The organism is Enterococcus sp. CR-Ec1 (assembly GCF_002850555.1).
Classification (GTDB): Bacteria; Bacillota; Bacilli; order Lactobacillales; family Enterococcaceae; genus Enterococcus_D; species Enterococcus_D entomosocium.
On record NZ_CP025223.1, the window covers coordinates 1,188,971 to 1,214,342 of the forward strand.

General features: G+C 42.9%; 30 protein-coding genes and 1 other annotated feature. Of the genes, 21 read left to right on the plus strand and 9 right to left on the minus strand.

The window, feature by feature from the left end; all coding sequences use genetic code 11:
* Positions 1–15: 15 nt before the first annotated feature.
* The 7 genes from CXM95_RS05725 to CXM95_RS05755 all read right to left on the minus strand — a co-directional run bounded on the left by CXM95_RS05725 (position 16) and on the right by CXM95_RS05755 (position 4,838).
* A complete protein-coding gene (locus CXM95_RS05725; protein WP_008381063.1) occupies positions 16–291 on the minus strand; it encodes a hypothetical protein in 276 nt (91 codons plus the stop codon).
* Between the two features lie 143 nt (positions 292–434).
* Positions 435–1,823 carry a Y-family DNA polymerase gene (locus tag CXM95_RS05730; protein WP_086299631.1) on the minus strand — a complete coding sequence of 463 codons (1,389 nt, stop codon included), beginning with the start codon at positions 1,821–1,823 and terminating at the stop codon, positions 435–437.
* Positions 1,824–2,077: 254 nt separating this feature from the next.
* Positions 2,078–2,464 carry a VOC family protein gene (locus tag CXM95_RS05735; RefSeq protein ID WP_061053912.1) on the minus strand — a complete coding sequence of 129 codons (387 nt, stop codon included), beginning with the start codon at positions 2,462–2,464 and terminating at the stop codon, positions 2,078–2,080.
* Between the two features lie 64 nt (positions 2,465–2,528).
* A complete protein-coding gene (gene fosX, locus CXM95_RS05740) occupies positions 2,529–2,939 on the minus strand; it encodes a FosX/FosE/FosI family fosfomycin resistance hydrolase (RefSeq protein WP_008381069.1) in 411 nt (136 codons plus the stop codon).
* 70 nt (positions 2,940–3,009) lie between these two features.
* Positions 3,010–3,261 (minus strand): hypothetical protein, encoded by a 252-nt coding sequence (locus CXM95_RS05745; RefSeq protein WP_005237045.1) that lies wholly within the window; start codon positions 3,259–3,261, stop codon positions 3,010–3,012.
* 330 nt (positions 3,262–3,591) lie between these two features.
* Positions 3,592–3,741 carry a 50S ribosomal protein L33 gene (gene rpmG / locus CXM95_RS05750; RefSeq protein ID WP_005229384.1) on the minus strand — a complete coding sequence of 50 codons (150 nt, stop codon included), beginning with the start codon at positions 3,739–3,741 and terminating at the stop codon, positions 3,592–3,594.
* 137 nt (positions 3,742–3,878) lie between these two features.
* Positions 3,879–4,838, minus strand: coding sequence for an ABC transporter substrate-binding protein (locus tag CXM95_RS05755; RefSeq protein ID WP_016621235.1), 960 nt, complete (start codon positions 4,836–4,838; stop codon positions 3,879–3,881).
* 202 nt (positions 4,839–5,040) lie between these two features.
* Between CXM95_RS05755 and CXM95_RS05760 the strand changes: the two genes are divergently transcribed.
* From CXM95_RS05760 to CXM95_RS05800, 9 genes are all read left to right on the plus strand, one after another.
* Entirely contained in the window at positions 5,041–5,832 is a 792-nt protein-coding gene (locus tag CXM95_RS05760; protein ID WP_061053916.1) for an ABC transporter ATP-binding protein, read from the plus strand.
* Complete coding sequence (locus CXM95_RS05765) at positions 5,829–6,809, plus strand: FecCD family ABC transporter permease (RefSeq protein WP_005237040.1); 981 nt, start codon at positions 5,829–5,831, stop codon at positions 6,807–6,809. Before CXM95_RS05760 ends, CXM95_RS05765 begins: the two co-directional genes overlap by 4 nt.
* A complete protein-coding gene (locus CXM95_RS05770) occupies positions 6,809–7,786 on the plus strand; it encodes a FecCD family ABC transporter permease (RefSeq protein WP_016621237.1) in 978 nt (325 codons plus the stop codon). The genes CXM95_RS05765 and CXM95_RS05770 overlap by 1 nt, the downstream gene beginning before the upstream one ends.
* A 90-nt stretch (positions 7,787–7,876) precedes the next feature.
* On the plus strand, positions 7,877–8,416 hold the full coding sequence (locus tag CXM95_RS05775) for a 5-formyltetrahydrofolate cyclo-ligase (RefSeq protein ID WP_086299630.1): 540 nt from the start codon (positions 7,877–7,879) through the stop codon (positions 8,414–8,416).
* A 12-nt stretch (positions 8,417–8,428) separates the two neighbouring features.
* On the plus strand, positions 8,429–9,097 hold the full coding sequence (locus CXM95_RS05780) for a rhomboid family intramembrane serine protease (protein WP_005237037.1): 669 nt from the start codon (positions 8,429–8,431) through the stop codon (positions 9,095–9,097).
* Positions 9,098–9,127: 30 nt separating this feature from the next.
* Complete coding sequence (locus tag CXM95_RS05785) at positions 9,128–9,337, plus strand: YqgQ family protein (protein ID WP_005229394.1); 210 nt, start codon at positions 9,128–9,130, stop codon at positions 9,335–9,337.
* Complete coding sequence (locus CXM95_RS05790) at positions 9,337–10,308, plus strand: ROK family glucokinase (RefSeq protein ID WP_008381084.1); 972 nt, start codon at positions 9,337–9,339, stop codon at positions 10,306–10,308. The genes CXM95_RS05785 and CXM95_RS05790 overlap by 1 nt, the downstream gene beginning before the upstream one ends.
* Positions 10,309–10,390: 82 nt before the next feature.
* Positions 10,391–10,792 carry a rhodanese-like domain-containing protein gene (locus CXM95_RS05795; RefSeq protein WP_005237036.1) on the plus strand — a complete coding sequence of 134 codons (402 nt, stop codon included), beginning with the start codon at positions 10,391–10,393 and terminating at the stop codon, positions 10,790–10,792.
* Between the two features lie 148 nt (positions 10,793–10,940).
* A complete protein-coding gene (locus CXM95_RS05800) occupies positions 10,941–11,297 on the plus strand; it encodes a DUF488 domain-containing protein (RefSeq protein WP_016613158.1) in 357 nt (118 codons plus the stop codon).
* A 55-nt stretch (positions 11,298–11,352) separates the two neighbouring features.
* Here CXM95_RS05800 and CXM95_RS05805 read toward each other — a convergent pair whose 3' ends face one another.
* The gene (locus CXM95_RS05805) at positions 11,353–11,520 is read right to left on the minus strand and encodes a DUF3042 family protein (RefSeq protein ID WP_017144401.1); all 168 of its coding nucleotides are present in this window, start codon (positions 11,518–11,520) and stop codon (positions 11,353–11,355) included.
* A gap of 150 nt (positions 11,521–11,670) precedes the next feature.
* On the opposite strand from CXM95_RS05805, the gene CXM95_RS05810 reads away from it, so the two are divergent.
* The 10 genes from CXM95_RS05810 to argS all read left to right on the plus strand — a co-directional run bounded on the left by CXM95_RS05810 (position 11,671) and on the right by argS (position 22,606).
* Positions 11,671–12,828, plus strand: a complete 1,158-nt coding sequence (locus tag CXM95_RS05810; RefSeq protein WP_008381089.1) for a galactokinase — start codon at positions 11,671–11,673, stop codon at positions 12,826–12,828.
* A gap of 41 nt (positions 12,829–12,869) precedes the next feature.
* Complete coding sequence (gene galE / locus CXM95_RS05815) at positions 12,870–13,868, plus strand: UDP-glucose 4-epimerase GalE (RefSeq protein WP_081118772.1); 999 nt, start codon at positions 12,870–12,872, stop codon at positions 13,866–13,868.
* Between the two features lie 3 nt (positions 13,869–13,871).
* Complete coding sequence (gene galT, locus CXM95_RS05820; RefSeq protein ID WP_101698913.1) at positions 13,872–15,356, plus strand: UDP-glucose--hexose-1-phosphate uridylyltransferase; 1,485 nt, start codon at positions 13,872–13,874, stop codon at positions 15,354–15,356.
* Positions 15,357–15,388: 32 nt separating this feature from the next.
* Entirely contained in the window at positions 15,389–16,369 is a 981-nt protein-coding gene (locus tag CXM95_RS05825) for a LacI family DNA-binding transcriptional regulator (RefSeq protein WP_061053918.1), read from the plus strand.
* Positions 16,370–16,633: 264 nt separating this feature from the next.
* On the plus strand, positions 16,634–17,359 hold the full coding sequence (gene tsaB, locus CXM95_RS05830) for a tRNA (adenosine(37)-N6)-threonylcarbamoyltransferase complex dimerization subunit type 1 TsaB (protein ID WP_005237009.1): 726 nt from the start codon (positions 16,634–16,636) through the stop codon (positions 17,357–17,359).
* Positions 17,343–17,885: a ribosomal protein S18-alanine N-acetyltransferase gene (rimI, locus tag CXM95_RS05835; RefSeq protein WP_005237007.1), complete on the plus strand. Its 543-nt coding sequence runs from the start codon at positions 17,343–17,345 to the stop codon at positions 17,883–17,885. The genes tsaB and rimI (CXM95_RS05835) overlap by 17 nt, the downstream gene beginning before the upstream one ends.
* Entirely contained in the window at positions 17,878–18,351 is a 474-nt protein-coding gene (gene rimI / locus CXM95_RS05840) for a ribosomal protein S18-alanine N-acetyltransferase (protein WP_016613163.1), read from the plus strand. Before rimI (CXM95_RS05835) ends, rimI (CXM95_RS05840) begins: the two co-directional genes overlap by 8 nt.
* Positions 18,344–19,363 (plus strand): tRNA (adenosine(37)-N6)-threonylcarbamoyltransferase complex transferase subunit TsaD, encoded by a 1,020-nt coding sequence (gene tsaD / locus CXM95_RS05845; protein WP_016621244.1) that lies wholly within the window; start codon positions 18,344–18,346, stop codon positions 19,361–19,363. Before rimI (CXM95_RS05840) ends, tsaD begins: the two co-directional genes overlap by 8 nt.
* A gap of 136 nt (positions 19,364–19,499) precedes the next feature.
* Complete coding sequence (gene argF, locus CXM95_RS05850) at positions 19,500–20,513, plus strand: ornithine carbamoyltransferase (RefSeq protein WP_005237003.1); 1,014 nt, start codon at positions 19,500–19,502, stop codon at positions 20,511–20,513.
* Between the two features lie 80 nt (positions 20,514–20,593).
* Positions 20,594–20,787, plus strand: a binding site (T-box leader).
* Between the two features lie 127 nt (positions 20,788–20,914).
* Positions 20,915–22,606, plus strand: coding sequence for an arginine--tRNA ligase (gene argS / locus CXM95_RS05855; protein WP_005237000.1), 1,692 nt, complete (start codon positions 20,915–20,917; stop codon positions 22,604–22,606).
* Positions 22,607–22,691: 85 nt separating this feature from the next.
* Here argS and CXM95_RS05860 read toward each other — a convergent pair whose 3' ends face one another.
* Positions 22,692–23,162, minus strand: a complete 471-nt coding sequence (locus CXM95_RS05860) for an arginine repressor (protein ID WP_016613165.1) — start codon at positions 23,160–23,162, stop codon at positions 22,692–22,694.
* Positions 23,163–23,462: 300 nt separating this feature from the next.
* On the opposite strand from CXM95_RS05860, the gene rpsB reads away from it, so the two are divergent.
* Entirely contained in the window at positions 23,463–24,251 is a 789-nt protein-coding gene (gene rpsB, locus CXM95_RS05865; protein WP_005229426.1) for a 30S ribosomal protein S2, read from the plus strand.
* Between the two features lie 110 nt (positions 24,252–24,361).
* Entirely contained in the window at positions 24,362–25,243 is an 882-nt protein-coding gene (gene tsf, locus CXM95_RS05870; protein WP_005229432.1) for a translation elongation factor Ts, read from the plus strand.
* Positions 25,244–25,372 lie beyond the last annotated feature (129 nt).

Consider the following 25,372-nt stretch of genomic DNA (forward strand, 5'->3'; position numbering starts at 1 on the left):
GGTTCTGCGTTTTTTTTAGAATGTTTCTTGGAACATATCCGTATACTTTTTTAATAAAAGATAATCTTCGGCATATTCATCCTTTAAAACGATTGTATCGCCAAAGAAACTCTTACGAGCATGTTGAATGATCCGATGCTGAATATCTTTTTCCAGAAGGTAATCGATCTCAGACTGTTTCAGGTTTTGTGCAGCAGTCGCCCGATTCTTTTCTAAATATTGCAGCAAATCGTACTCAAGGTGTCCCGCACCATTGATGACTCGTTTGTATTCGATTTTGTCAATTTTCATCTGCTCACACTCCTTGCTATTAAAGTACCTTAGAAAGAAGTAAAGGGGGAGATGGGGGCCTCGAAATTACATAAATCTTTAAAAAATGGATCGTTTGTTAATGTTATCTTAAGATTTGTCATCGAAAAGGAAAGAAAAACGAGTCAAGTGCCGGTATTTTTTGAACCATCAGCAAACGGTTCTTTTTGCTGATGGACAGGTCCTATGTTGGCGATCCCATCTAGACCACCAGCGTGACCACCGACTAATTTGCTGCGTGCAATGGCACGAGCGCCTTCCATTCGGCTTGTGGCATGAACGATCGAAGTGAAGCCGTATTTCTCACGAATCTTATCGATGATCAAATCTAATTTACGCTGGCGTAATTGCGTTTCTGCTTGCTCAAAAAGATCCAGCTGGACATTTTCTGTATAAACCAATTTTGAATAGGTGATACCGATGTGGCGAACGACTTGCCCGGTATAAAATTTTCGAAAGAGAAATAGGCAATGAGCAACAAGCTTACGTGTATTGTCAGTTGGCGGGATTTTCATTTGTCGGGAAAAGCCAGAGGCAGTTTCACCAAAGGCTACGCCGATGTAAACATTGATACAAGCGGTCTGACAATGATGGCGGCGAATTCGAGCGGCAACTTGCTCTGCCATTTCCTTGATGACGATCTCGATTTCTTCTTGTAAATAATAATTGCGATGTAGGACCTGACTATTGCCGTAGCTTTTTTCCATGACCTGCGGTGTCGGTTCGGCTAAAATGGTGCGGTCAATGCCGTGAGCGTGATGGTAGAGCTGCTCACCAATGATTCCCATGCGACTGCGCAAAAGATCAGGACTGGCATGAGCCAATTGTTCAATAGATTCAATCCCCATCAAGTGAAGTCGTTTTTCTGTGCGTCGACCGATTCCCCAAAACTCAGTCATGGGGCTGATTTGCCAAACTTTTGTCGGGACATCTTCGTAGGTCCATTCGGCAATCAAGGAACGGTTGTGTTTGGATTCGTTATCTAAAGCTAGTTTTGCTAACAAAGGATTGTCACCAATACCGATGGTGACATACAATTTCGTTGTTTCGTAAATGTCTTTTTGAATTTGCTGGGCAATCAGCCAACGTTTTTCTTCGCGAGAAATCGTGTTATCAGGAATGAAAAGATCCAGTGTACGGGTCAGATCCATCATCGTTTCGTCGATTGAATAGAGCAGCAAATCATCTTGTCCAACATATTTGCGAAAGACATCATTGACTTTGGTGTTTTCTTTGATATAAAAACTCATACGTGGCGATGCTTTGTACAAATCGGGATGCGTCGGCAGATTGTCATTGCGGGTCACATTTGAAATTCCTAAAGCCGATTTTGCCTTTGGGGAAGCCGCTAAGATTAAGCCGTTTCCAGTATTGTCAGAATGAGACATGACGACCAGCATCGCTTGGATAGGGTCTAAACCGCGCGAGATGCATTCGACAGAAGCATAAAAACTTTTGACATCGATAAATAAGATATCGCGTTTTGGCTCGAGCGCATAATTAAAACCACCCATTTTTATCACTCCTTACCGAGATTATACGAACGTTTGTTCTTTTTTGTCAAGCGAACAGGAGCGGATGGGTGGATTTGTTTTTTTATAGAGAGGTTATTTTTGGCTTATAATGATGGGAAACGTTGTTTTATAAGGGATACATTCATTTCAGGTTATCAGAATCCGATTGGACATAAAAACGTGATTTTGTCTTTTTACCCGAAGGTGTGATTAAAAAAACAGCCGATCCATTGGACCGACTGTCGTAGCTTAAATCAATTTTCGGCAGGTAGCATTGCAAACAAACTTAAGAGATTGCCGTCTATATCTTTGACGATGGCATAGCGTTGCCCCCAAAAGGCACACCAAGGTTCTTTGAAAGACTGATACCCGGCAGCTACGACTTTTGCATGAAGGGCATCAACCTCTTCAGGGGAATCACATAAAAAGGCTAATTCAATTGTGTCACCAACAGTCATTGGTGCATGTCCGTAGATCCCGGCAACCATCTGGCGGCTATTCAAAGAGATGCGAACCCCGTCGTTTGCTAATTCCATATAATCTTCTGAGTGCTGACCTAATGGCGTGAAGCCAAGTACTTGATAAAAAGCCAGTGCCTGTTCCATGTTTTTTGTGATAATACCAACCATATCTAGTTTCATTGTTTTCTTCCTTTCTTGTGGGAATTCTTTCCATAACAGTCAATGCAGTTGCTAGCAATGAAGATTACCTCGTTTCTGTCAGACGGTAATGGTGCAACCGTTCAGCCAACGTACCAGTATGTAGTTCAAACAAATGGTTGTCATCGTCGTAAAAGTAAATGGAAGCACCTTCGCCTTTGATACGAGAACGATCTTTTTCGATCTTCAATCCTAGTCCTTGGATGCGCGTAATCAAGGAATCGATTTGAGTTTGATCGATTTTAAAGGCAATATGGTTATACGTTTTCGGCAGCTTCTGGGAGGCATCCTCCATAACAGCAAGCCATAAGCCATCGATCAAAAAGAATTTTTCTGGGAAGTAAGAATGGGGCTGGTCTCGGCTATCATAAATTTCCTCTGCTTCAAACAATGTTTCCAGCATCGTTGTCGTCTTTGCTAAATTCTGTACGATCAACGTGATATGGGAAATCTCCATCGCATCAACACTCCTTCGTTATGACGAAATAGGGGGAAGAGAAAAAATTAGTATCAAAATAAGCATTATGTTAGTGATTGTAAAATACCAATAGGAAGAGCAGAACATAAAACAGTGCATCAGTTGTGCAAGGAATAACTTTCTTCTTGTATTTTGTCCAAAAGAAGACATTTATTAAGAAGAGGATAATCACTGTCGGTAAGCTAAAGGTCCAAGCAGGGTGTTTAATGAAAATGAAAAGCATATTTCCAATAAGAGCAAAAAGAAAAGCGCCATAAAACAGACGATAGTTACTAGGTAGATACGTAAAATTGCCAAGCATGGGTTCACCTCCTATAGGCAGTATAGCATGAAAGGATCGACTGGCACTCAAAGTATATTGAAAGGACAGCTAGAAGAAAAAGCTAGTTCATGTTCTATGTGCCGCCTTTGTTGAACATTAGTTTCTTTTTTACATTATACATTAAAATTTATTTATACGTCGCTTCAAAGAAAAAGTTGGCTCAAAAGTTCAAAGCAAATAAGTGAAAATAGGGGAGTGGTTGTGTAAATAGGGAAATAAAAATGCAGCAGCTATCATTGCAAAATGTCTGAAAAAAAAGAAGTTCGCAAACGCCTTGGTTATCAGCGTTTGCGAACTTCTTAAATAGTATTATTTTGTTTCGCGGTGTAAAGTAACTTTTCTTTCACGTGGGCAATATTTTTTCTTTTCCAAACGATCAGGATTGTTACGTTTGTTTTTGTTTGATAAGTAGTTGCGTTCTTTACAAGAAGTGCACTCTAATGTGATGTTTACGCGCATGATTTTCCCCCCTAACGATACAAGAATCCTCTAAGAAATCTCTCAGACTAAAATATAATAGCATGTTTTGTGCGGGAATGCTAGCTTTTTCCTGAAATTTGTTAAGTAGTTTTACTTGACGAATTACTTGAAACGCATTAGTCCAATTTGCTCTGGATATCTTCGATCATTTTGGTATAGGCGATCGGACCGTTGTAGAGCCAGCTTGATTCAGGACCGAATTCCCATAAATGATTGTTTTTGACTGCATCAAGATTTTGCCAGACTTGTTCGCTGAAAAAATCAGCGCCTTTATCACTATTCACTAAAATCAAGTAATCGGCATCCAATTCTGCCAATTTTTCCAGAGAAACGGCAGACCAGTCAGCAGTGGCACTTTCACTGATTTCTGAAACAAGCGAGGGAACTTCAAAACCGAGTTCGTGATACAGCAGTTGACCACTTGATTTTGTTTCTGAAACCATGAAGACAGAATTATTGACCACCCATAAAACAGCAATTGACTTGCCTTGGATTTGATCAGCGTACGTTTCCTTGGTAGTAGCGACTAAGTCATCATAATCAGCTTCTACTTGGGCAGCTTCCTCTTCTTTGTGTAAGACCTTTGCGATATCTGTCAGACGTTCACGCCAGGTTACTTCCTCGCCATTTGTGACCACATAGGTCGGCGCGATCTTACTGTACTGATCATATTTGTCGCCTTCCACCATGGAATTGCTATCCATCAGCAGCAGGTCTGGCTCAAAGCTCAAGACATCTTCATAGGGCAGATCATAGTTGATTCTTGGCACATCTGCTAGTTTGTCTTGCAAGTATGCTTGATCACTGTCATTGCCGACTGTCCATTGAGCAACCGGGGTTACCCCTAAAGCGACCAAATAATCTTCCAAGTAACTACCGATCACCCGTTGTGGGTTTTCGGGAACAGTGACTTCATTTCCCATCGCATCGGTAAAGGTTGTTGCTATTTCTGAAGAAGTAGTGGCTGATCCACTGCTATCCGTTGAGTCATTATTCGTACCGCAAGCACCCAGTAGAGTAAGGGAGCAGGCTGCTAGCAGGGTAAGCCAAGTACTTCTTTTTGACCATTGTTTCATAGAAAAACTTCCTCCTTTGTTAAAAGATGAGCACTTATCATTTTAATTGAGAATAATTCTCATTTGCTGATTGCTATTATTACGGAGAAACGCTGATTTGTCAATCTTATTTTTTTATTTCCTTTTTTTAGAACTATTGACGAATAGTAGGATTACATTCATAATTGATAAGCATTATCAATCAATTATTTTGGGGACGAATATGGCGAAATTACGAACAGTTGACTTGAGTGTCGGCTATCAAAAACAAAAAATTGTGCAAAATCTAACAATTGAGATTCCAGAAGGGAAAATCATCGGCTTGATTGGTCCGAACGGCAGTGGAAAATCGACATTTTTAAAGGCACTCGCCCGAATTTTACAGCCTTTGTCTGGTGAGGTCCTATTAGATACACAAAACCTCCAGAACATCAAAACCAAAGAAGTGGCTAAAAAGATTGCGCTGCTTTCACAAGTTAGCGACTCATCGATTGGCTTGACGATTCGCGAAATTGTTTCTTACGGTCGTTTTCCCTATCAAAAAGGACTGAATAGTCTATCGGAACAAGATCTTGCAGCGATCGACTGGTCTTTGCAGGCAACTGGTTTGACGGCACTGGCAGAAGAAGTGATCAGTACGCTGTCAGGGGGACAAAAGCAGCGCGTTTGGATCGCCATGGCACTGGCGCAAGATACGGATATCGTGATTTTAGATGAACCAACAACCTTTTTAGATCCTGCGCATCAATTAGAAATTTTGCTCTTATTACAGCAAATCAATAAAACCTATGGGAAAACGATCATTATGTCGATTCATGACCTGAATCATGCGTCACGTTTTTCTGATTATATTTACGCATTAAAAGGTGGAGAGCTTTTGGTTTCCGGTACACCGGAAACGGTGCTGACCAAAGAATGGCTGCAGCGTTTGTTTGAGATCGATGCCGTGTTAGGTACCTTTCCTAATAGTACAAAGCCGCTGGTCTTGACCTATGAGTTAGGAGCGCAGATATGAAAAAGTTTCCTTGGCTGCTGCTGCTTTTTAGTGGCTGCTTTATTATCTGTTTCTTTTTAGCGATCACTCAAGGAGCAGCGGACCTTTCTTTTGAAACGATCTGGGATGCCGTCTTTGCTTTTGATTATGAGAATCAGCTGCATCAAGTCTTGCGCAATATTCGGTTGCCACGTGTTTTGGCTGCTTTTCTAGTAGGAAGTTGTTTTGCTGTTACAGGAGCCATCATGCAGGGGATTACGAGAAATCCCTTGGCAGATGGTGGTCTTTTAGGTGTCAATAGTGGGGCTGCCTTGGGACTAGCGATCGCATTTATCCTCTTTCCTAGTGTGCAACCGAGTCAAGCGGCGCTGTTTTCCTTTTTTGGTGCGTTTGCGGCAACTGGGCTGCTTTTTTTACTGACCAGATACGCCAAACTAGGCATGTCGCCCACGGGACTGATTTTGGCTGGTGTGGCATTAAGTTCTTTTTTCTCAGCCATTAGTCAAACTCTGTCATTGCAATTTGATTTAAACCAAGAGATAGCCTTTTGGTTTATCGGTGGTGCGGCGAATGTGACTTGGCAGCAACTGCGTTTTGTGGGCCCCATCTATCTGATCGCCATCGTTTTTGTGCTACGGCTAGGAAAAGCCCTCAATCTGTTAGCACTAGGAGATGACACCGTCATTTCATTAGGCAAGCACCCGCATCTGATTCGGGCATCTGCCTTACTGTTAGTCGTAGTTTTGGCGGGAATGGCGGTTTCGCTTGTAGGACCGGTCAGCTTTGTCGGCTTAATGGTTCCTCATGTCGTGCGGGGGATGGTGGGCAAAAACTACCAATTAATTTTGCCTTTGACGATCATTGGAGGTGGGACCCTAGTGATGGCCGCTGATCTGGCAGGTCGCTTGATCAATCCCCCTTTTGAGACACCCTTTGGGATACTGATGGCATTGATCGGTGTGCCTTTTCTATTGGTCAAGATACGGAGGGAAGACTGATGAAAAAAACACTCTTTGTTTTTTTTCTACTGGTGATGGCCGCTTTTTTAGGAAGTGTCATGGTGGGAAAAACAATCTTAACCTTTCAGACATTAGGGGCAATCTTTCAAGGTACGGCTTCTTCGAGTCAGGTACTGACGTTTACTGAGTTTCGACTACCACGGGCTTGTCTGGCGCTGATCGCCGGCGGTGCCTTTGGTTTTTCTGGTTTTGTCTTGCAGGGGGTGACGAGAAACGAGCTGGCTGATGCAAGTATCGTAGGAATCAACAATGGCGCGGGTCTCTTTGTAATGATCTACTTAGGGGTTTATACCCAAGGATCGCAGCTTTTACCTGTCGTTGGGATCTTCGGTGGCTTGTTGGCTGCTGTACTGGTCTATTTGATTGCCTATAAACACCGCCAATTGTTGTCGATGGAGCGAGTGCTGCTTGCGGGAATCGCCGTCAATGCAGGGTTGGCCGCGGCTACTTTACTTTTTACGGTGGAATTATCAAAAGACCGCTATCGCTTTGTAACAGCATGGCTTTCTGGATCTATCTGGGGAACCTCGTGGCAGCAAATTACCAGTCTGCTTCCTTGGGTCATCGTATTGTCTGTCGCAGCTTTCTGGACCGTACCTAAACTTAATCTGCTTGGTTTTGGTGAGGAACAGGCAATTAGCTTAGGGGTTTCTTTGACACGGTTGCGGACGTGGTTTTTAGTGATTGCGGTTGGTTTGGCTGCCAGTACGGTTGGCTATACCGGTAATTTAGCCTTTGTGGGCTTATTGGCGCCTCATATCGCCAAGGGACTCATCGGCAGAGAATCTCGCAGTGCCTTTTTCTTAGCGGGAATGATCGGCAGTCTGCTGGTCTTAGTAAGTGATACGATCGGTCGTTTACTATTGACAAGCGGTGAGATCCCAGCTGGTATCATCATTTCTATCGTGGGGGCACCGTACTTTGTCTTTTTACTGATCCGGCGTAAAGAAGGATGAGCAGATAGTCATGATCTTGCCAAGAAATCTGCGATTCTAGTTTGCTATTTGGACACAGTTTTTGGTACTATTTCTGAGAGGAGTGATCCAATGGAAAAACCAGTCATTAGAGAGCACATGATCCAAACATTAAAAAAAATGCCGAGCAAACAAAAGCAGCAGAAAGAAACGGTGATTTTGCAGTTGCTGTTTTCTTCTCAGATTTGGCAAACGGCTAAGTCAGTAGGAGTGATCCGTTCGTTGCCATTTGAATTTGATACAGCGGCTATTTTTGCTAAAGGATTTGAACAAAACAAACGAATCGCAGTGCCGAAAGCACAACAAAAAAAATTGCAGTTTTATCATGTGGAGCCGGCAACGCGTTATGAAACGTCGGCATTTGGGGTTGAAGAGCCGATCAGTGAGCAAGAAGCCCATCACTTGGATTTACTCATTGTTCCCGGCTTGGCTTTTTCGAAAAAAGGCTATCGCATCGGCTTTGGCGGCGGCTATTATGATCGTTTCTTGTCAGCTTTTGATGGCAAGACCGTTTCTTTGGTCTTCGGAGAACAATTCAACGATCAATGGACACCAGATGTATTCGACATTCCAATCGATAAAATCTATACGGATTCGCTTATTCGCACGTAAAGGAGCACGTCAATGAATTCTCAAATGAAAAGATGGCTGAATCAGCCGATCTTCACGTATCTATTTTTAGCTATCCAAACTATTGTGTTTATCTTGGGTTATTTTAGTCCCTCTATTCAATCAGGCGGGGTGATGTTTGGTCCGTTTGTCGTCTATTTAAATGAATATTGGCGTTTCGTTACCCCAATCTTTCTGCATTTCGGGTTGGCACATTTTGCAATCAACTCTGTGATTCTCTATTATATGGGGCAACAAGTAGAAGCCATCTATGGTCATAGCCGTTTTTTTGCCTTGTATTTACTAAGCGGCATCATGGGCAATACCATGAGTTTTGCTTTCAACCAAATAGGGGTTCAATCAGCAGGCGCTAGTACTTCATTATTCGGGCTTTTCGGGGCATTTTTGATTTTAGGTTGGCATTTTAGAAATGATTACCGCATCCAAGCAATGGTACGGCAATTTGCCCTATTCGTTGGATTGAACCTGGTTTTTGGGGTGTTTGATCAAACGATTGATATGTGGGGACACATTGGCGGGATCCTCGGTGGGTTATTGTTAGGGAATCTTTTGGCATTGCCAAAGAACTATGGAAAATATTCGATCCACACCAGAATCCTCTCTGGCGGACTCTTTGTTTTCTTATTGGCTATTTTTGTGATATATGGTTTTAAAAAATATTAATTACTTGTATAATAAGCAGGAAGTGGTTAAATGGAAACGTTATATGACGTACAACAATTACTGAAACAATTTGGTGTTTACGTATATGTCGGCAAGCGGATCTACGATATAGAACTGATGCAAATCGAGTTGAAAAACTTTTATGACAGTCGCTTGATAGATCGGGATGTATATCTGACTGCCCGGCGAATTCTTACGCGGGAGCATCGAATTGAAGAAAGCCGGGAGGAAAACAAGTGATGGACAAAAAAATCATCGGAATTGATTTAGGCGGAACAACGGTGAAATTCGCTATTTTAACGAGCGAAGGCGAGATTCAGCAAAAATGGAGTATTGACACCAATATTCTTGATGAAGGCTCACATATCGTGCCAGAAATCGTGGCATCGATCAATCATCGCCTAGAATTATATGGCTTACAGCCGGAAGCATTTATCGGTATTGGTATGGGGACACCAGGAAGTGTCGACCGTGACAAAGGAACCGTCATAGGTGCCTACAATCTGAACTGGAAAACACTTCAGCCAGTCAAAGAACTGATTGAAAAAGGCACAAAAATCCCATTTGCCATCGATAACGATGCCAATGTAGCAGCTTTAGGTGAGCGTTGGAAAGGGGCAGGGGATAACAATCCTGATGTCATCTTTATCACACTAGGTACAGGTGTTGGCGGCGGTATCATCATGGAAGGGCAATTGCTTCATGGGGTTGCTGGTTGTGCCGGAGAAATCGGTCATATCACTGTTGATCCTGAAGGGTTCGAATGTACTTGCGGCAAACGTGGTTGTTTAGAAACGGTTTCTAGTGCGACGGGTGTTGTGCGAGTTGCTCGACAGTTGGCAGAAGAATATGCTGGCGACTCGGCATTGAAACAACAGCTGGACAATGGGGAAGATGTTTCAAGTAAAGATATTTTTGAAGCGGCTCAAGCAAACGATTCATTTGGCTTGATGGTCGTTGATAAAGTGTGCTTCTACCTTGGGTTGGCATGCGGAAACCTAGGAAACACATTAAATCCATCAAGTATCGTTTTAGGTGGAGGCGTATCGGCAGCCGGTGAATTTTTACGTGAACGGGTTGCTGCCTACTTTGCTCAATTTACCTTCCCACAGGTAACGGAAAGTACTGAAATCAAATTGGCCGAACTTGGGAATGATGCCGGTGTGATTGGGGCAGCATCATTAGCTTTGCAGTTTGCAGCAAAAGCATAGATGACAAGCTGCTAGGCAAGGATAGATTAAAGCAGCATAAATCAAAAAAGAATGTTTGTTACAATAGAGAGGAATAGAAGAAATGACACCAATTATGTGGCTAAACTTGGTTTTGGCATTAATAATCTTAGCAATCGCTTTGAACTGGGCGTATTTTCAAATTATGGGACGCCGTTCAGCAACGATCATCTCAGAAGATGAATTTAAAGCAGGAATGAAGAAAGCCCAAGTGATCGACGTTCGGGAAAAAAATGAATTTGACAGTGGGCATATTTTAGGGGCGCGTAATATTCCCTTTACGGTTTTAACCAATTCCTTCAGCGCATTTCGTAGAGATCAACCAATCTACTTATATGACACGCGTAAATCGTTGAGTATTCGCGCAGCAAATAAATTACGTAAAGAAGGCTTTACCAATGTCTATATCCTAAAAGAAGGGTATGAAGGTTGGAGCGGCAAGACGAAAAAGAAAAATAGTTTATAAAACAGAGAACTCAAGGCAAAAGAACACAAGCAAATTTGAATGAGTGACGAAACACCAAATGGAGTGTTTCAAGTAAGTCATTGTTCAATTTACATTGTGGGCTTTTGCCTTTATTTGAACTTAGGTCTATCGATAAGGAGAGTGTGCGTTGATCAAGCGAAAAAGAATTTATGAAGTGGCGGAAACGACAGATGGCTATCGAGTATTGGTGGATCGCATCTGGCCTAGAGGAATGAAAAAGGAGGCAGCCCAGATCGATCTATGGCTCAAAGCAGTCGCACCAAGTACTGAATTGCGCAAATGGTTTGGGCATGATCCTGAACGTTTTGATGCGTTTAAAGGCCGCTATCTACAAGAATTAGAGAAAGCGCCAGCTAAAGATGCCTTGGCACGGTTAAAAGCGTTGGTTGCTGAACAACAGACCGTGACCTTACTATACGGAGCGAAAAATGAAGAACAAAATCAAGCCGTGATTTTGCAGGACTTACTGGAGAAGGCAGAATGATTACCTAAAAGAGCCGCCAGCCTATTGAAGGCTGACGGCTCTTTGTAGCAAATGATTAGCGGGCAACGCTTTTACGCATCGCACGTTTCCGTTTTTCATCATGATCTGCTTGTTGTTCGTCAATTGGATCAATCACTTGTTTCTTGACCGTCATAACAACACTTGCAGCTGCAGCAACCGTTGCGACTGTTCCTACTAAAAATCCTGAAAGAAATCGTTTCATCATTAAACACCTCGCCTTTAGTTATAGGTTCATTATGAATGAAAACGGAAAAAATATCAAAAAAAATCACTTTTGGGATTGAAAACGCTTGAAATAATTTAGTAAATAATTTACAATAAGTTTACTAAAAAGAAAGTGGGAGTGAGAAAAATGGAGCAATTGCAACAGATATTTATTGATAAATTTGGAACAGCAGGCACAGGCATGTATTTTGCGCCAGGGAGAATCAACTTGATCGGTGAACACACAGATTACAATGGCGGTTATGTTTTCCCGGCGGCAATCACATTAGGGACGTATGCAGTAGCACGAAAACGTGAAGACCAGTTGATCCAACTCTATTCAGAGAATTTTCCAGAAAAAGGCGTGATCTCCTTTCAGTTAGATGAGCTAGATTACCGAAAAGAAGATGATTGGACAAACTATCCGAAAGGGGTCGTTCGTTTCCTAAAAGAAGCGGGGCAAGGGATCGATCGTGGCTTTGACATCGCTTTTTATGGCAACATTCCGAATGGCGCAGGTCTTTCTTCTTCGGCATCGATTGAATTGCTGACGGGGGTTTGTCTAAAAGATCTCTTTGATTTAACTTTGAAGACCTTGGACTTAGTTAAAATCGGCAAAAAAGTCGAAAATGAGTTTATTGGCGTTAACTCAGGGATCATGGATCAATTTGCGATCGGAATGGGTCAAAAAGACCATGCATTGCTTTTAGATACGAACACTTTAAATTATGAAGTCGTACCAGCGGCATTTGGTGATTATGTCGTAGCGATCATGAATACCAATAAGCGCCGCGAATTGGCTGACTCTAAATACAATGAACGACGTGCAGAATGTGAAGAAGCATTAGCTCGTTTGCAAAAATCATTAGCCGTTGATTCATTGGGTGCATTAGACGAAGCAACCTTTTTTGCAAATACAGCATTGATCGATGATCCACGCTTGATCAAACGGGCGAAACATGCAGTGACGGAAAACCAACGGACATTAAAAGCAAAAGCCGCTTTGACTGCTGGTGATCTTGAAGAATTCGGCCAGTTGTTAAATGCTTCGCATGCTTCATTGCGGGATGATTATGAAGTGACAGGGCGTGAACTAGATACATTAGTCGCAGCTGCTCAAGCGCATCCTGCTGTTTTAGGTGCGCGGATGACTGGTGCGGGCTTTGGCGGCTGCGGGATCGCATTGGTCAAAGCAAGTGAATGGGCTGATTTTGAAGCGTCCGTCAAAGCAACCTATTTAGCAGAAATCGGCTACGCAACCGACATTTATCAAGCAAGTATTGATGATGGTGCACGAAAACTGTAGAATAAGAAATGATGAAGGAATTTAGAAAGAAGGCTGAAAATATGGCGATTTTAGTATTAGGAGGAGCCGGCTATATCGGTTCTCATGCAGTCGATCAATTGATCGGACAAGGAAAACAAGTCGTTGTCGTTGACAATTTGCTGACAGGACATCGCCAAGCGATCCATCCAGCAGCAACCTTTTATGAAGGGGATATTCGCGACAAAGCATTTTTACAATCGGTATTTGAAAAAGAAACGATCGATGGCGTGATTCACTTTGCTGCTAGCTCTTTGGTGGGTGAATCCGTAGAAAAACCATTGAAATATTTCAACAATAATGTGTATGGGATGCAGGTCCTCTTAGAAGTGATGAAGGAACATCAAGTGAAACATATTGTCTTTTCTTCTACAGCAGCAACCTATGGGGAACCTGATCATAGTCCAATCACGGAAGAAACCCCAACAAATCCTAAAAATCCTTATGGCGAAAGCAAGTTGATCATGGAAAAAATGATGCGTTGGTGCGATGAAGCCTATGGTATGAAGTATGTCGCATTGCGTTATTTCAATGTGGCTGGCGCGAAGTCGGATGCTTCGATCGGTGAAGACCATGATCCAGAAACACACTTAGTACCGATCATCTTACAAGCTGCTTTAGGACAACGAAAAGAAGTCGCGATTTTTGGGGAGGATTACGATACTCCAGATGGGACTTGTGTTCGTGATTATGTCCATGTCGAAGATCTGATCGCTGCTCACCTGTTGGCATTAGAATATTTACAAAAAGGCAATGAGAGCAATGTCTTCAATTTAGGCAGCAATCATGGGTACTCTGTGAAAGAAATGGTGGAAGCGGCCCGCAATGTAACGAAAAAAGAGATCCCAGCCAGAGTGGCGCCTCGCCGTGCCGGTGATCCAAGTACCTTAGTGGCATCGAGTGAAAAAGCACGAAAGGTTTTAGGCTGGAAACCAGTCTATACCGACGTCGAAGCAATCATCGAGACTGCTTGGAATTGGCATGTCAGCCATCCAAATGGGTATCAAGGGCAGGAGGAATAACCAATGACGATCAGCCAAACAATCAGCGATTTCGTCACTTTAGCAATCAAGGCTGGCGGCTGGATGGAAATGGATCGTGTTTATTTGCAAAACCGAGTACTAGCTATGATCGGGGAAGCTGTTTTTGAGCCCAGCAAAATTCGTTCTGTTGCTCGTTCCTCGATTGAAATGATGGACGAACTGGTGGCATGTGCATTGAGCAATCAGCAAATTGGCGATTCTCACGCAGAAAGAGAAATCTTTGAAGCCCAGTTGATGGACTTTTTGACGCCACCACCTTCAGTAGTCAATGCTTTTTTTGCGCAACATTATGCCAATGATCCTAAAGAAGCGACGGATTATTTCTTTGAGCTGTGCCGTCAAAATGATTACATCAAGACTCGGGCTATCGCTAAAAATATCGTCTTTCCTGTTGATACGGAGTATGGGGAGATCGAGATCACGATCAATTTATCAAAACCTGAAAAAGATCCGAAGCAAATTGCCCAAGAAGGTACCGCTACTTCTGTAGATTATCCGAAATGTATGTTGTGTTTGGAAAATGAAGGCTACCAAGGAAGAGTCAATTACCCAGCGCGGACCAATCATCGGATCATTCGTATGAATTTGGATAATGAAGCGTGGGGCTTCCAATATTCTCCTTACGCCTATTACAATGAGCATTCGATTTTTCTTTCTTTAGACCATCGGCCTATGAAAATCAATTTGCAAACCTTCGCTCGCTTGTTGCAGATCATTGAAGTGATGCCGCATTATTTTGTCGGGTCCAATGCCGATCTGCCGATCGTTGGGGGTTCGATCTTGTCCCATGACCATTACCAAGGAGGGCGGCATACGTTTGCCATGGCAAAAGCGCCAATCGAACAACACTTTTCTTTGACTGGGTTTCCTGATGTCGCTGCGGGGATCGTGAAGTGGCCAATGTCGGTGATACGATTACAAGCGAAAAACAAACAAAAATTAGCCGCCGCTTGCCAATATGTGTTAGCCCAATGGCAACAGTACTCAGATCCAAGTGTTTCGATCCATGCTTTTTCAGAAGATGGGACGGCTCATCATACGGTGACACCGATCGCCCGCAAGCAAGGAGAGCTGTTTGAAATGGACTTAGTCTTGCGGGATAATAATGTTTCCAAAGAACATCCTGACGGCATTTTTCATCCACATCAAGAAGTGCAGCATATCAAAAAAGAAAATATCGGATTGATTGAAGTCATGGGTTTGGCAGTTCTCCCACCGCGTTTAGCTCCGGAACTAGAAGAAGTGACTGCTTATCTATTGGATCAGCCCAATCAGATCGCGGCTTACCATATACCGTGGGCAGATGCGATCAAAGCCCAGCACCCAGAATGCAATGCCGAAAACGTGTCGCAGATTTTGCGCAATGCATTAGGAGAAGTCTTTACGCAAGTATTGACGCATGCGGGCGTCTTTAAACGAGACCAGACAGGGCAAACGGCCTTTGCTCGCTTTATAGCTACTTTATAAAAAAGTTCCCCGCAAAAAAAGGAGGCTGGAAGATGGCAACGATCAAAGATATTGCACAACAGGCTGGCGTCTCGCCAGCCACTGTATCACGGGTGCTGAATTACGATTCAGAATTATCGGTCAGCTCTGAAACCAAAGAAAAAATTTTTAAAGCCGCAGAAGCACTCAATTACACAAAACATAAAAAAAAGAGTCAGCCAGAAACCAGTAGTATGCGCTTGATCCAATGGTTTGATACCGAGGAAGAATTAGCGGATCTTTACTATTTAGCGATCCGTATCGGGATTGAAAACAAAACCGAAGAATTAGGGATCCGTTTGCTGAAAGAACCCTATGAAGGATTGTCTGATACCGCCGTCGATGGAACGATCGCGCTAGGGAAATTCGATGATCACCAGATTCGTCAATTGAAAAAAAGCCAATCCAATTTGTTGATGGTCGATTTTGACGCATTGGCCCAGGGCGTCAATTCTCTGGTGGTGGACTTTCAACAAGCGGTCGATTTAGTGATCGATGACTTTATTGCAAAAGGCCACCAAAGGATCGGCTTGTTATCAGGCGTTGAGTTTACCAAGGACCATCACCAAGAAATCGAAGACCCTCGGCGCCGGATTTTTGAGGAACGGCTTCGTCGGTTGAAGTTGCACCACCCGCAATATCATCTTAGCGCACCGTTTACAGTAGAGGGCGGTTATGAGGCGATGAAAGAGTATTTGCAGCAAAACAAAGAGTTGCCAAGTGCCTTATTTTCTTCCAGTGATGCCTTAGCGATTGGCGCTATGCGTGCTTTGCAAGAAAAAAACATCAAGATTCCAGATGAGATCGCAATTATCGGCTTCAATGATGTCAGTGTCGCAAAGTACGTCTTTCCGACTCTGTCAACCATCAAAGTTCATACGGAATGGCTGGGGGAGCTGGCAGTGACGACCTTGCTGGATATCATTACGAATGCAGCACCCGTTCCTCGAAAAGTTACGATCGCAACGGAGCTGATTACGCGCCAATCTTCTTAGCAACCAGTTGAATCATCGGAGGATACCGTTACACACGTCAACTGAGTTTTAATGAAATAACAAAAAAATGAATATCGCCTTACCCGAACCTTTAAACAGCCCCGCTGGTTTGCAGCTGCAACCGCGCTTGCTTTTTTCAAAGGTTCGGGTATTGTTGTCCTATTGCTTTTTTTCTTAACACAGGCATCTTTTTGGAGACTTGGTTGGGCATTTGATTAGAATATGGTAGAATATGAGAGAGTTTTTTGAATGGGGAGAAGATAGATGAAAACATTAGCGATTGATACCTCAAACCAGACACTGGCGGTTGCGGTGGTCGATGGTCAAGAAGTGTTGGGACAAAGCCAGACGATGGCGATCAAAAACCACAGCACAGCATTGATGCCTGCCATCGATGGATTGATGCAAGCAGTGGGGATGGCCCCTAAAGAGCTGGAGCAAATCGTTGTTGCGAAAGGTCCTGGTTCGTATACGGGTTTGCGCATCGGTGTCACAACAGCAAAAACGCTGGCACAAACATTGAACATCCCGCTGATTGGTGTTTCTAGTTTGAAAGCAGTCGCTGCCAATTGCGTGGGCGTATCGCAAGTGATCGTCCCGTTGTTTGACGCTCGCCGTCAAAATGTCTACGCAGGTGCCTACCAATGGCATAATGGTACCTTAGAAACAAGGATCAAAGACCAGCATATCTCACTGTCTGAGTTATTGACCCAGCTAAAAGCAGTTGATGGTCAAGAAGTGCTATTTGTCGGCGCCGATACCGTCAAATTTAAAGACATGATCGAGGCGGAACTGCCGACAGCCCATATCAATCAAGTGTCGTTTTGGAATTACCCGAATGGCGTTGTTTTAGCTGCTATTGCGAAAGAAGAAGCGCCGGTGGCTTCGATCCATGATTTTGTACCGGACTATTTAAAATTAGTTGAAGCCGAAGAAAAATGGTTAGCCTCGCATGAACCGGGAGTGGATGCTTATGTTGAAAAAATTTAAAACGATGACGGGAAAGTTGGCTCTTTTCCGTCAGATTCAATATCCAGAGCGTAAAAAAGAGATACGAGGGGAAACGTATGTTGTTCGTGAATTAGTCGGTGATGACATTAAAGAGCTGCTGCAGGTGGAGCGTCTCGTGTATGCTGGGGAACTGCCTTGGACCAAGAGCGCCTTTTTGTCAGAACTTTATTCACGGGTCAAACATCTTTATTTGGGCATCTTGCATAATGAACGGATGATTGGGTTTATCGGGGTGCGGATTTTAGGCGCTGATGCCCATATCACCAATATCGCGATCATTCCTGATTATCAAGGAAAAGGGATCGGTTCTTTCTTGCTAGGAGAAATCGAACGTTATGCGAGGAAAAACAAATGCGACCGTTTGACATTAGAAGTTCGCCTGGGCAATCGTGATGCACAACGTTTGTATCGGACCCTCGGGTTTGTTTCACAGGCGATCAAAACGGCGTATTACACTGAAGGCAATGAAGACGCATTGGATATGGTGAAATTTTTAAATGACTAACGAACAAGCAGATCAAACGATCCCGACACCGCAAATGCTCTGGTCATTGGCGGATCAGAGCTATCCCTTTGGCTCGCCTTGGAATTTGCAGCAATTTCAGCAAGATTTGCAAAACAGCAACAGTCGCTATTTGTTTCGTTATGGAAAAACCAACCAAGAGCTGATTGGGTTTCTCTGTTTTCAGCAAGTGCTGGATGAAGCAGAGCTGTTTAATGTAGCGGTTTTACCAGCATATCAAGGGCATGGTTTGGCGAAAGAATTGTTGAAACAAATGGAATCGCTCGTGGAACAAACCGATGGTCGGCGGATCTATCTTGAAGTACGTGTGTCGAATTTACAAGCACAGGCCCTTTATTTGCGCATGGGCTATACGGTCATCGGTCGTAGAAAAAAATATTACAGTCATCCTGAAGAGGATGCGTTGATTATGGAAAAGAAAGTAGGCGGAAAAAAATCAAATGAATGAATTGATTTTAGCCATTGAAAGCAGTTGTGATGAAACCAGTGTGGCAGTGATTAAAAACGGCGACACCATTTTAAGTAACATTGTTGCTTCGCAGATCAAGAGCCACCAGCGCTTCGGCGGTGTCGTACCAGAAGTCGCTAGTCGTCACCATGTCGAACAGATTACTTTGTGCATCGACGAAGCATTGACCCAAGCCAACACACAACCAGAAGAATTATCAGCCGTGGCTGTCACCTATGGTCCAGGGTTGGTTGGGGCACTGTTGATTGGGCTTTCTGCAGCGAAAGCCTTTGCGTGGGCCCACAGCTTACCGCTGATTCCGGTCAATCACATGGCAGGACATATTTATGCAGCTCGCCTAGTGAAGCCATTGGTTTTTCCTTTAATGGCATTATTGGTCAGCGGCGGCCACACCGAATTGGTGTATATGGCAGAAGATGGCTCTTTTGAGATCATCGGAGAAACGAGAGATGATGCCGCTGGTGAAGCCTATGACAAAGTTGGTCGAGTTCTCGGTTTGCCTTATCCTAGTGGGAAAGAAATTGATCGCCTTGCACATCTAGGTAGTGATACGTATCACTTTCCTCGAGCAATGATGCAAGAAGATAATTTTGATTTTAGTTTCAGTGGCTTGAAGAGTTCCTTTATCAACTTTGTGCATAATGCACAGCAAAGAGAGGAAGCATTGTCAGTAGAAAATCTAGCAGCCAGTTTTCAAGCCAGCGTAGTCGAAGTATTGGTTCACAAAACAGTGCGGGCATGCCAAGCCTATCCGGTAAAACAACTGATCGTCGCCGGCGGGGTCGCCGCGAATCAAGGCTTGCGTGACGCTTTACAAAAAGCAATGCAGGAATTGCCGGAGGTAGAACTGTTGATTCCACCGTTGCGCCTTTGCGGAGATAATGCGGCCATGATTGGTGCCTATGCCCATGTTGCGTTGAAAAAGCAGCACCTAGCAGACCTTTCATTGAATGCTGATCCAAGTGTCAGCTTTGCCCATAGGATTTCTTAAGATGATTGCACCTAAGATCCGTTCTTAGGTGTTTTTTTTGTTTCATTTATGAGCAAACAGAAGATATAGTTGTATTATATTTCATTATTTGATATTCTGATGTATATTTATTAATTATTTGAGAGGCGGGTATGCAATGACATCAGTTTTTAAAGGACGCAGTTTTTTAGCAGAGAAAGATTTCACAAAAGAAGAACTGCAATATTTAATTGATTTTTCCCAGCACTTAAAAGGGATGAAAGCCAACAATCAACCACATCGCTACTTAGAAGGAAAAAATATTGCGCTTTTGTTTGAAAAGAATTCAACACGGACGCGAGCAGCCTTTACGGTTGCAGCGGTGGATTTGGGGGCGCATCCGGAATTTTTAGGGGCCAATGATATTCAGTTGGGGTCTAAAGAATCCGTTGAAGATACCGCCAAAGTATTCGGACGCATGTTTGACGGGATCGAGTTTCGCGGCTTTAGCCAACAGGTCGTCGAAGATCTGGCCAACTATTCAGGCGTGCCTGTTTGGAATGGCTTAACGGATGACTGGCATCCAACACAAATGATCGCTGACTTTTTAACCATTCAAGAAAACTTCGGTGAACTGACTGGCTTGACCATCGCATACTGTGGGGATGGGCGCAACAATGTCGCCAATTCTTTGTTAGTGACGAGTGCGATTTTAGGGGTCAATATTCATGTCGTCACCCCGAAGGCCTTGCAGCCAGAAGCAAACATTATCGAACAAGCACAAGCCTATGCTCAGCACTCTGGCGCAAAGATCCTGGTGACGGATGACGTGGATCAAGGTGTTTTAGGCGCTGATGTCGTGTATACCGATGTTTGGGTTTCAATGGGCGAAGAAGAAAAATTTCAAGAGCGGATCGAACAGCTGCTGCCTTATCAAGTAAACCAATCGTTGATGGAAAAAACGCAAAATGACCAAGTGATTTTTATGCACTGTTTACCGGCTTTTCATGATGAACAAACTATTTATGGCAAAAAAGCAGCGCAGGCGTATGGGATTTCTGAGATGGAAGTCACTGACGAGGTCTTTCGTAGCAAGTATGCTCGTCAATTTGATCAAGCCGAAAATCGTTTGCACTCAATCAAAGCGATCATGGCAGTGACTGCCGGGGATCTATTTATTCCTAAAGTATAAAAATAAAATTTTTGAAAAATGCCAGAATCTCGCTAGCCAAACAAACATTTCTTTGCTATACTTTCTGGGAAGTAAATAGCCTTGATTTGATGAAACAAGAGAAGTAGCGATTCGAGTATCAGTTAGCGAGTTCGGGGTGGTGGAAGCCGAATTGATCAGATTGTGAAACGCACTTGTGAGAATTTGCTAAGCAAACGGAATTCTGCCGTTATCAGAAAAAAGTGGGTCCGAAAAGGACAATCAGAGTGGTACCGCGGGAAATCTCGTCTCTAGTGCAAGTTATGCGCTAGAGGCTTTTTTGTTTTTATCAATCATTTCTTGCATGAAAAACATACAACTGTTTGCTTGCTTCAAACAACGTTTCATCAAAAAATGGGTTCAGTCATTATAGGAGGGATACTATGAATAACAAAGAAATCGTCGCACAAGCGATCCATCAAGTAGTAAAAGAAGATCTATCGATCGAACAAGTTCAGCAATTACTGGAAAATCCAAAGTCAGCCGACCATGGGGATGTGGCATTCCCAGCCTTCTCGCTAGCAAAAGTCTATCGGAAAGCGCCGCAGCAAATTGCCGCAGACTTAGCAGAAAAAATCGATCAAGCGTCTTTTGAAAAAATTGAAGTGGTCGGTCCGTATTTAAACTTCTTTATGGATAAAAAAGCAATCTCTGCCCATGTCTTAGAGCTGGTTCTCAAAGAAAAAAATCATTTTGGCGATCAAACCATCGGCAATCAGCAAGCAGTACCGATCGATATGTCTTCACCAAATATTGCCAAACCCATCTCAATGGGGCATTTGCGTTCCACTGTGATTGGTAACTCGATCGGCTTTATTTTAGAAAAAATCGGTTATCAGCCAATTCGCATCAACCATTTAGGCGACTGGGGCACACAATTTGGAAAATTGATCGTTGCCTATAAGAAGTGGGGGTCAGAAGAAGCGGTCAAAGCGGAACCAATCAACGAACTATTGCGTTTGTATGTTGATTTTCATGAAGCAGCCGAGACAGATAAGCAATTAGAAGATGATGCGAGAGCTTGGTTCAAGAAACTAGAAGATGGTGACCAAGAAGCAATGGATTTGTGGCAATGGTTCCGTGATGAATCATTAAAAGAATTCAATAAAATCTATGATATGTTGGAAGTTTCCTTTGATTCATTGAATGGCGAAGCTTTCTATAATGATAAAATGACAGAAGTCGTGGAATTATTAGAAGAAAAACACTTGCTAAAAGAAGACCAAGGGGCAGAAATCGTTGATTTGGCTGCCTATGACTTAAATCCGGCGTTGATCCGTAAGTCCGATGGTGCGACCCTTTACATCACACGGGATATGGCTGCAGCGCTTTACCGCAAACGGACCTACAATTTTGCAAAATCATTGTACGTGGTAGGGAATGAACAAAGTTATCACTTCAAACAATTAAAAGCTGTTTTGAAGGAAATGGGCTTTGAGTGGGCAGATGATATGACCCACGTACCATTTGGGTTGATCACCAAAGATGGGAAAAAACTGTCTACAAGAAAAGGCAAGATTGTTCTTTTGGAAGAAGTATTGAATGAAGCGATCGATTCAGCGAAAGAACAAATCACTGAAAAGAACCCAACACTTGAAAACAAAGAAGAAGTAGCAAAACAAGTCGGTGTCGGGGCAGTCGTTTTCCACGATTTGAAAAATGACCGTTTGAATAATTTCGACTTTACGCTAGAAGAAGTCGTCCGTTTTGAAGGAGAGACCGGACCATACGTGCAATACTCTCATGCCCGTGCCATGAGCATTCTTGAAAAAGCCAACTTTGATCCCGCTGCTGTCAGCAGTCTGGCGTTGGCAGACGCTGAGAGCTGGGAAGTTATCAAATTGATTCAGCGCTACCCAGAAACGGTCATGCAAGCGGCGGAAAAATATGAACCATCCGTCATTGCCAAACATGCCATCAAGTTGGCACAAGCCTTTAACAAGTATTATGCCAATGTCAAAATCTTAGCCGAAGATACGGAAAAAGACGCACGTCTGGCTCTGGTTTATGCAGTAACTACTCTATTGAAAGAAGATTTACGGTTGCTTGGTTTACATGCACCTGACAAAATGTAACAAAAAAAGCTGTGTCACTTGTTTCGACAAGGGCACAGCTTTTTTGTAGTGAAGAATGCAGCTAGATCCTATAGCTGTTTTTGCGCTATAAGACCGCGTGGTTTCTGATAAATTGATAAAAAGTTTCAGCGTCTTCGTCGCTGCGGGAAATCACCGCTACTGTATCAAAGCCCGCCAACGAGCAAACTTTTTCTGGCATGGTCACTTCATCGATCGCTGCCGAAAGCAAAGGCGCATTGTCCGCAACGGTATGGATTAAGGTCATGAATTGCACACGATCTACTTTAGTGACAACGTCTTCGATCATCTGTATCAAACGCTGCTCTTCTTCTTTTTCATCCTCAGAAGCTTGCATTCCTTGAAAAATGACAAACTTTGTCTGACCTGACTCATCGGGCACTTTCACGATTTTCAAATCACGAATATCGCGAGAAATAGTCGCTTGCGTGGCGGAGACGCCTTGGGCTTCCAATTGATGCAATAATTCTTCTTGCGTGCGTACAGTATGTTCAGTAATGATTTGTCTAATAAGTAAATGGCGATCAGCTTTTCGCATAGGTAAACTCCTTTAAGCATGATTGATTAAGTCAGCCTTATCATAGCAGATAACGCCGAAAAAACCTATATATTATAAGAAAAGATTTAGAGTGTTAAAAAAAGCTGGATCGCGAATCGTAGTTTTTCATTTGAATCAGTTGCATTTCTTTTTTAGCTACTGTATACTGTTTAAGGCGTGAGTTTTTCACGTCAATCCCACATCTTGTTCCATCTGCGAAGCGGTGCTGATCGATTCAGTTCTTCAAGGAGTAAAAGAGCAAGAGAGGAAAATAAAAAACCAAATTGGAGGAAACACAACATGGCAGTAATCTCAATGAAACAATTACTAGAAGCCGGCGTACACTTTGGTCACCAAACTCGTCGCTGGAACCCAAAAATGAAGAAATATATCTTCACAGAAAGAAACGGCATCTACATCATTGATTTGCAAAAAACAGTGAAATTAGTAGACGCAGCTTACGACTACATGAAAAATGTTGCTGAAGAAGGCGGCGTTGCATTGTTCGTAGGTACTAAAAAACAAGCACAAGAAGCAATCAAAGAAGAAGCAATCCGTTCAGGTCAATACTATGTTAACCATCGTTGGTTAGGTGGAACATTGACAAACTGGGAAACAATCCAAAAACGTGTTGCTCGTTTGAAACAAATCAACAAAATGGAAGAAGATGGTACATTTGCTGTTCTTCCTAAAAAAGAAGTCGTTGGCTTGAACAAAGAGCGCGAACGTCTTGAAAAATTCTTAGGCGGTATTGCTGATATGCCAAGAATTCCAGATGTAATGTACGTTGTTGACCCACGTAAAGAACGTATCGCGATCCAAGAAGCACGCAAATTAAATATCCCGATCGTAGCGATGGTCGATACAAACTGTGATCCAGACGAAATCGATGTTGTTATCCCATCAAATGATGACGCTATTCGTGCCGTTAAATTGATCACTGCGAAAATGGCAGATGCTTTCATCGAAGGTAACCAAGGCGAAGACCAAGTAGCAGAAGAAGATTTTGCTGCTGAATCAACAGAAAACGCAACTTCAATCGAAGAAATCGTTGATGTTGTCGAAGGCGACAACGCATCAGCTGAATAATAAATGATGGAGCTGTTTCAAAGGCTAGGCGCCAAGCCTCACTCTCCTTTGAAACAGCTTTTTTTAAAGACAAGCAATCTTGTTTAAAAACATTTAGGAGGAAACAAAAAATGGCAGAAGTAACAGCTAAATTAGTAAAAGAATTACGCGATATGACTGGTGTAGGAATGATGGACGCAAAACGTGCATTAGTTGAAGTAGAAGGCGACATCGAAAAAGCCGTTGACTTATTACGTGAAAAAGGTATGGCAAAAGCTGCGAAGAAAAACGACCGTATTGCTGCTGAAGGTTTAGCATCTGTAGCAATCAACGGCAACACAGCAGCAATCGTTGAAGTGAACTCAGAAACTGACTTCGTTTCTAAAAACGAAATGTTCCAAGACTTAGTAAAAGAAATCGCTGAAGTAATCGCAGCGAACAAACCAGCTGATATGGATGCTGCTTTAAAATTAGAAACCTCTAAAGGCACAATGGATGCTGCGTTGATCGAAGCAACACAAGTAATCGGAGAAAAAATCAGCTTCCGTCGTTTTGAAGTTGTTGAAAAAGATGACAATGCTGCTTTCGGCGGTTACCTACACATGGGCGGACGTATTGCGGTGTTGACTGTTCTTGAAGGAACAACTGACGAATCAGTTGCGAAAGATGTTGCAATGCACGTTGCAGCGATCAACCCTCGCTACGTGAACGAAGCACAAATCTCTCAAGAAGAATTGGATCATGAAAAACAAGTCTTGACAGAACAAGCATTGAACGAAGGCAAACCAGCGAACATCGTTGAAAAAATGGTTGAAGGACGCTTGAAGAAATTTAAAGCAGAAATCGCTTTGGTTGACCAACCATTCGTTAAAGACCCAGATATGACAGTTGAAAAATATGTTGCATCAAAAGGCGCAACTGTGAAATCTTTTGTCCGCTTTGAAGTCGGCGAAGGTATCGAAAAACGCGAAGACAACTTCGTTGAAGAAGTAATGAGCCAAGTGAAAAAATAATTCTGTTCCTCGAACAGATGGGAACGCATGGAAGTGCGCTCCCTTTTTTTAAGCAAAAACGGTTTTTGAAGAAATAGTGTAGATAATTTTCAACGAAAGAGCACCAATATGCTACAATAGTATTGGAGA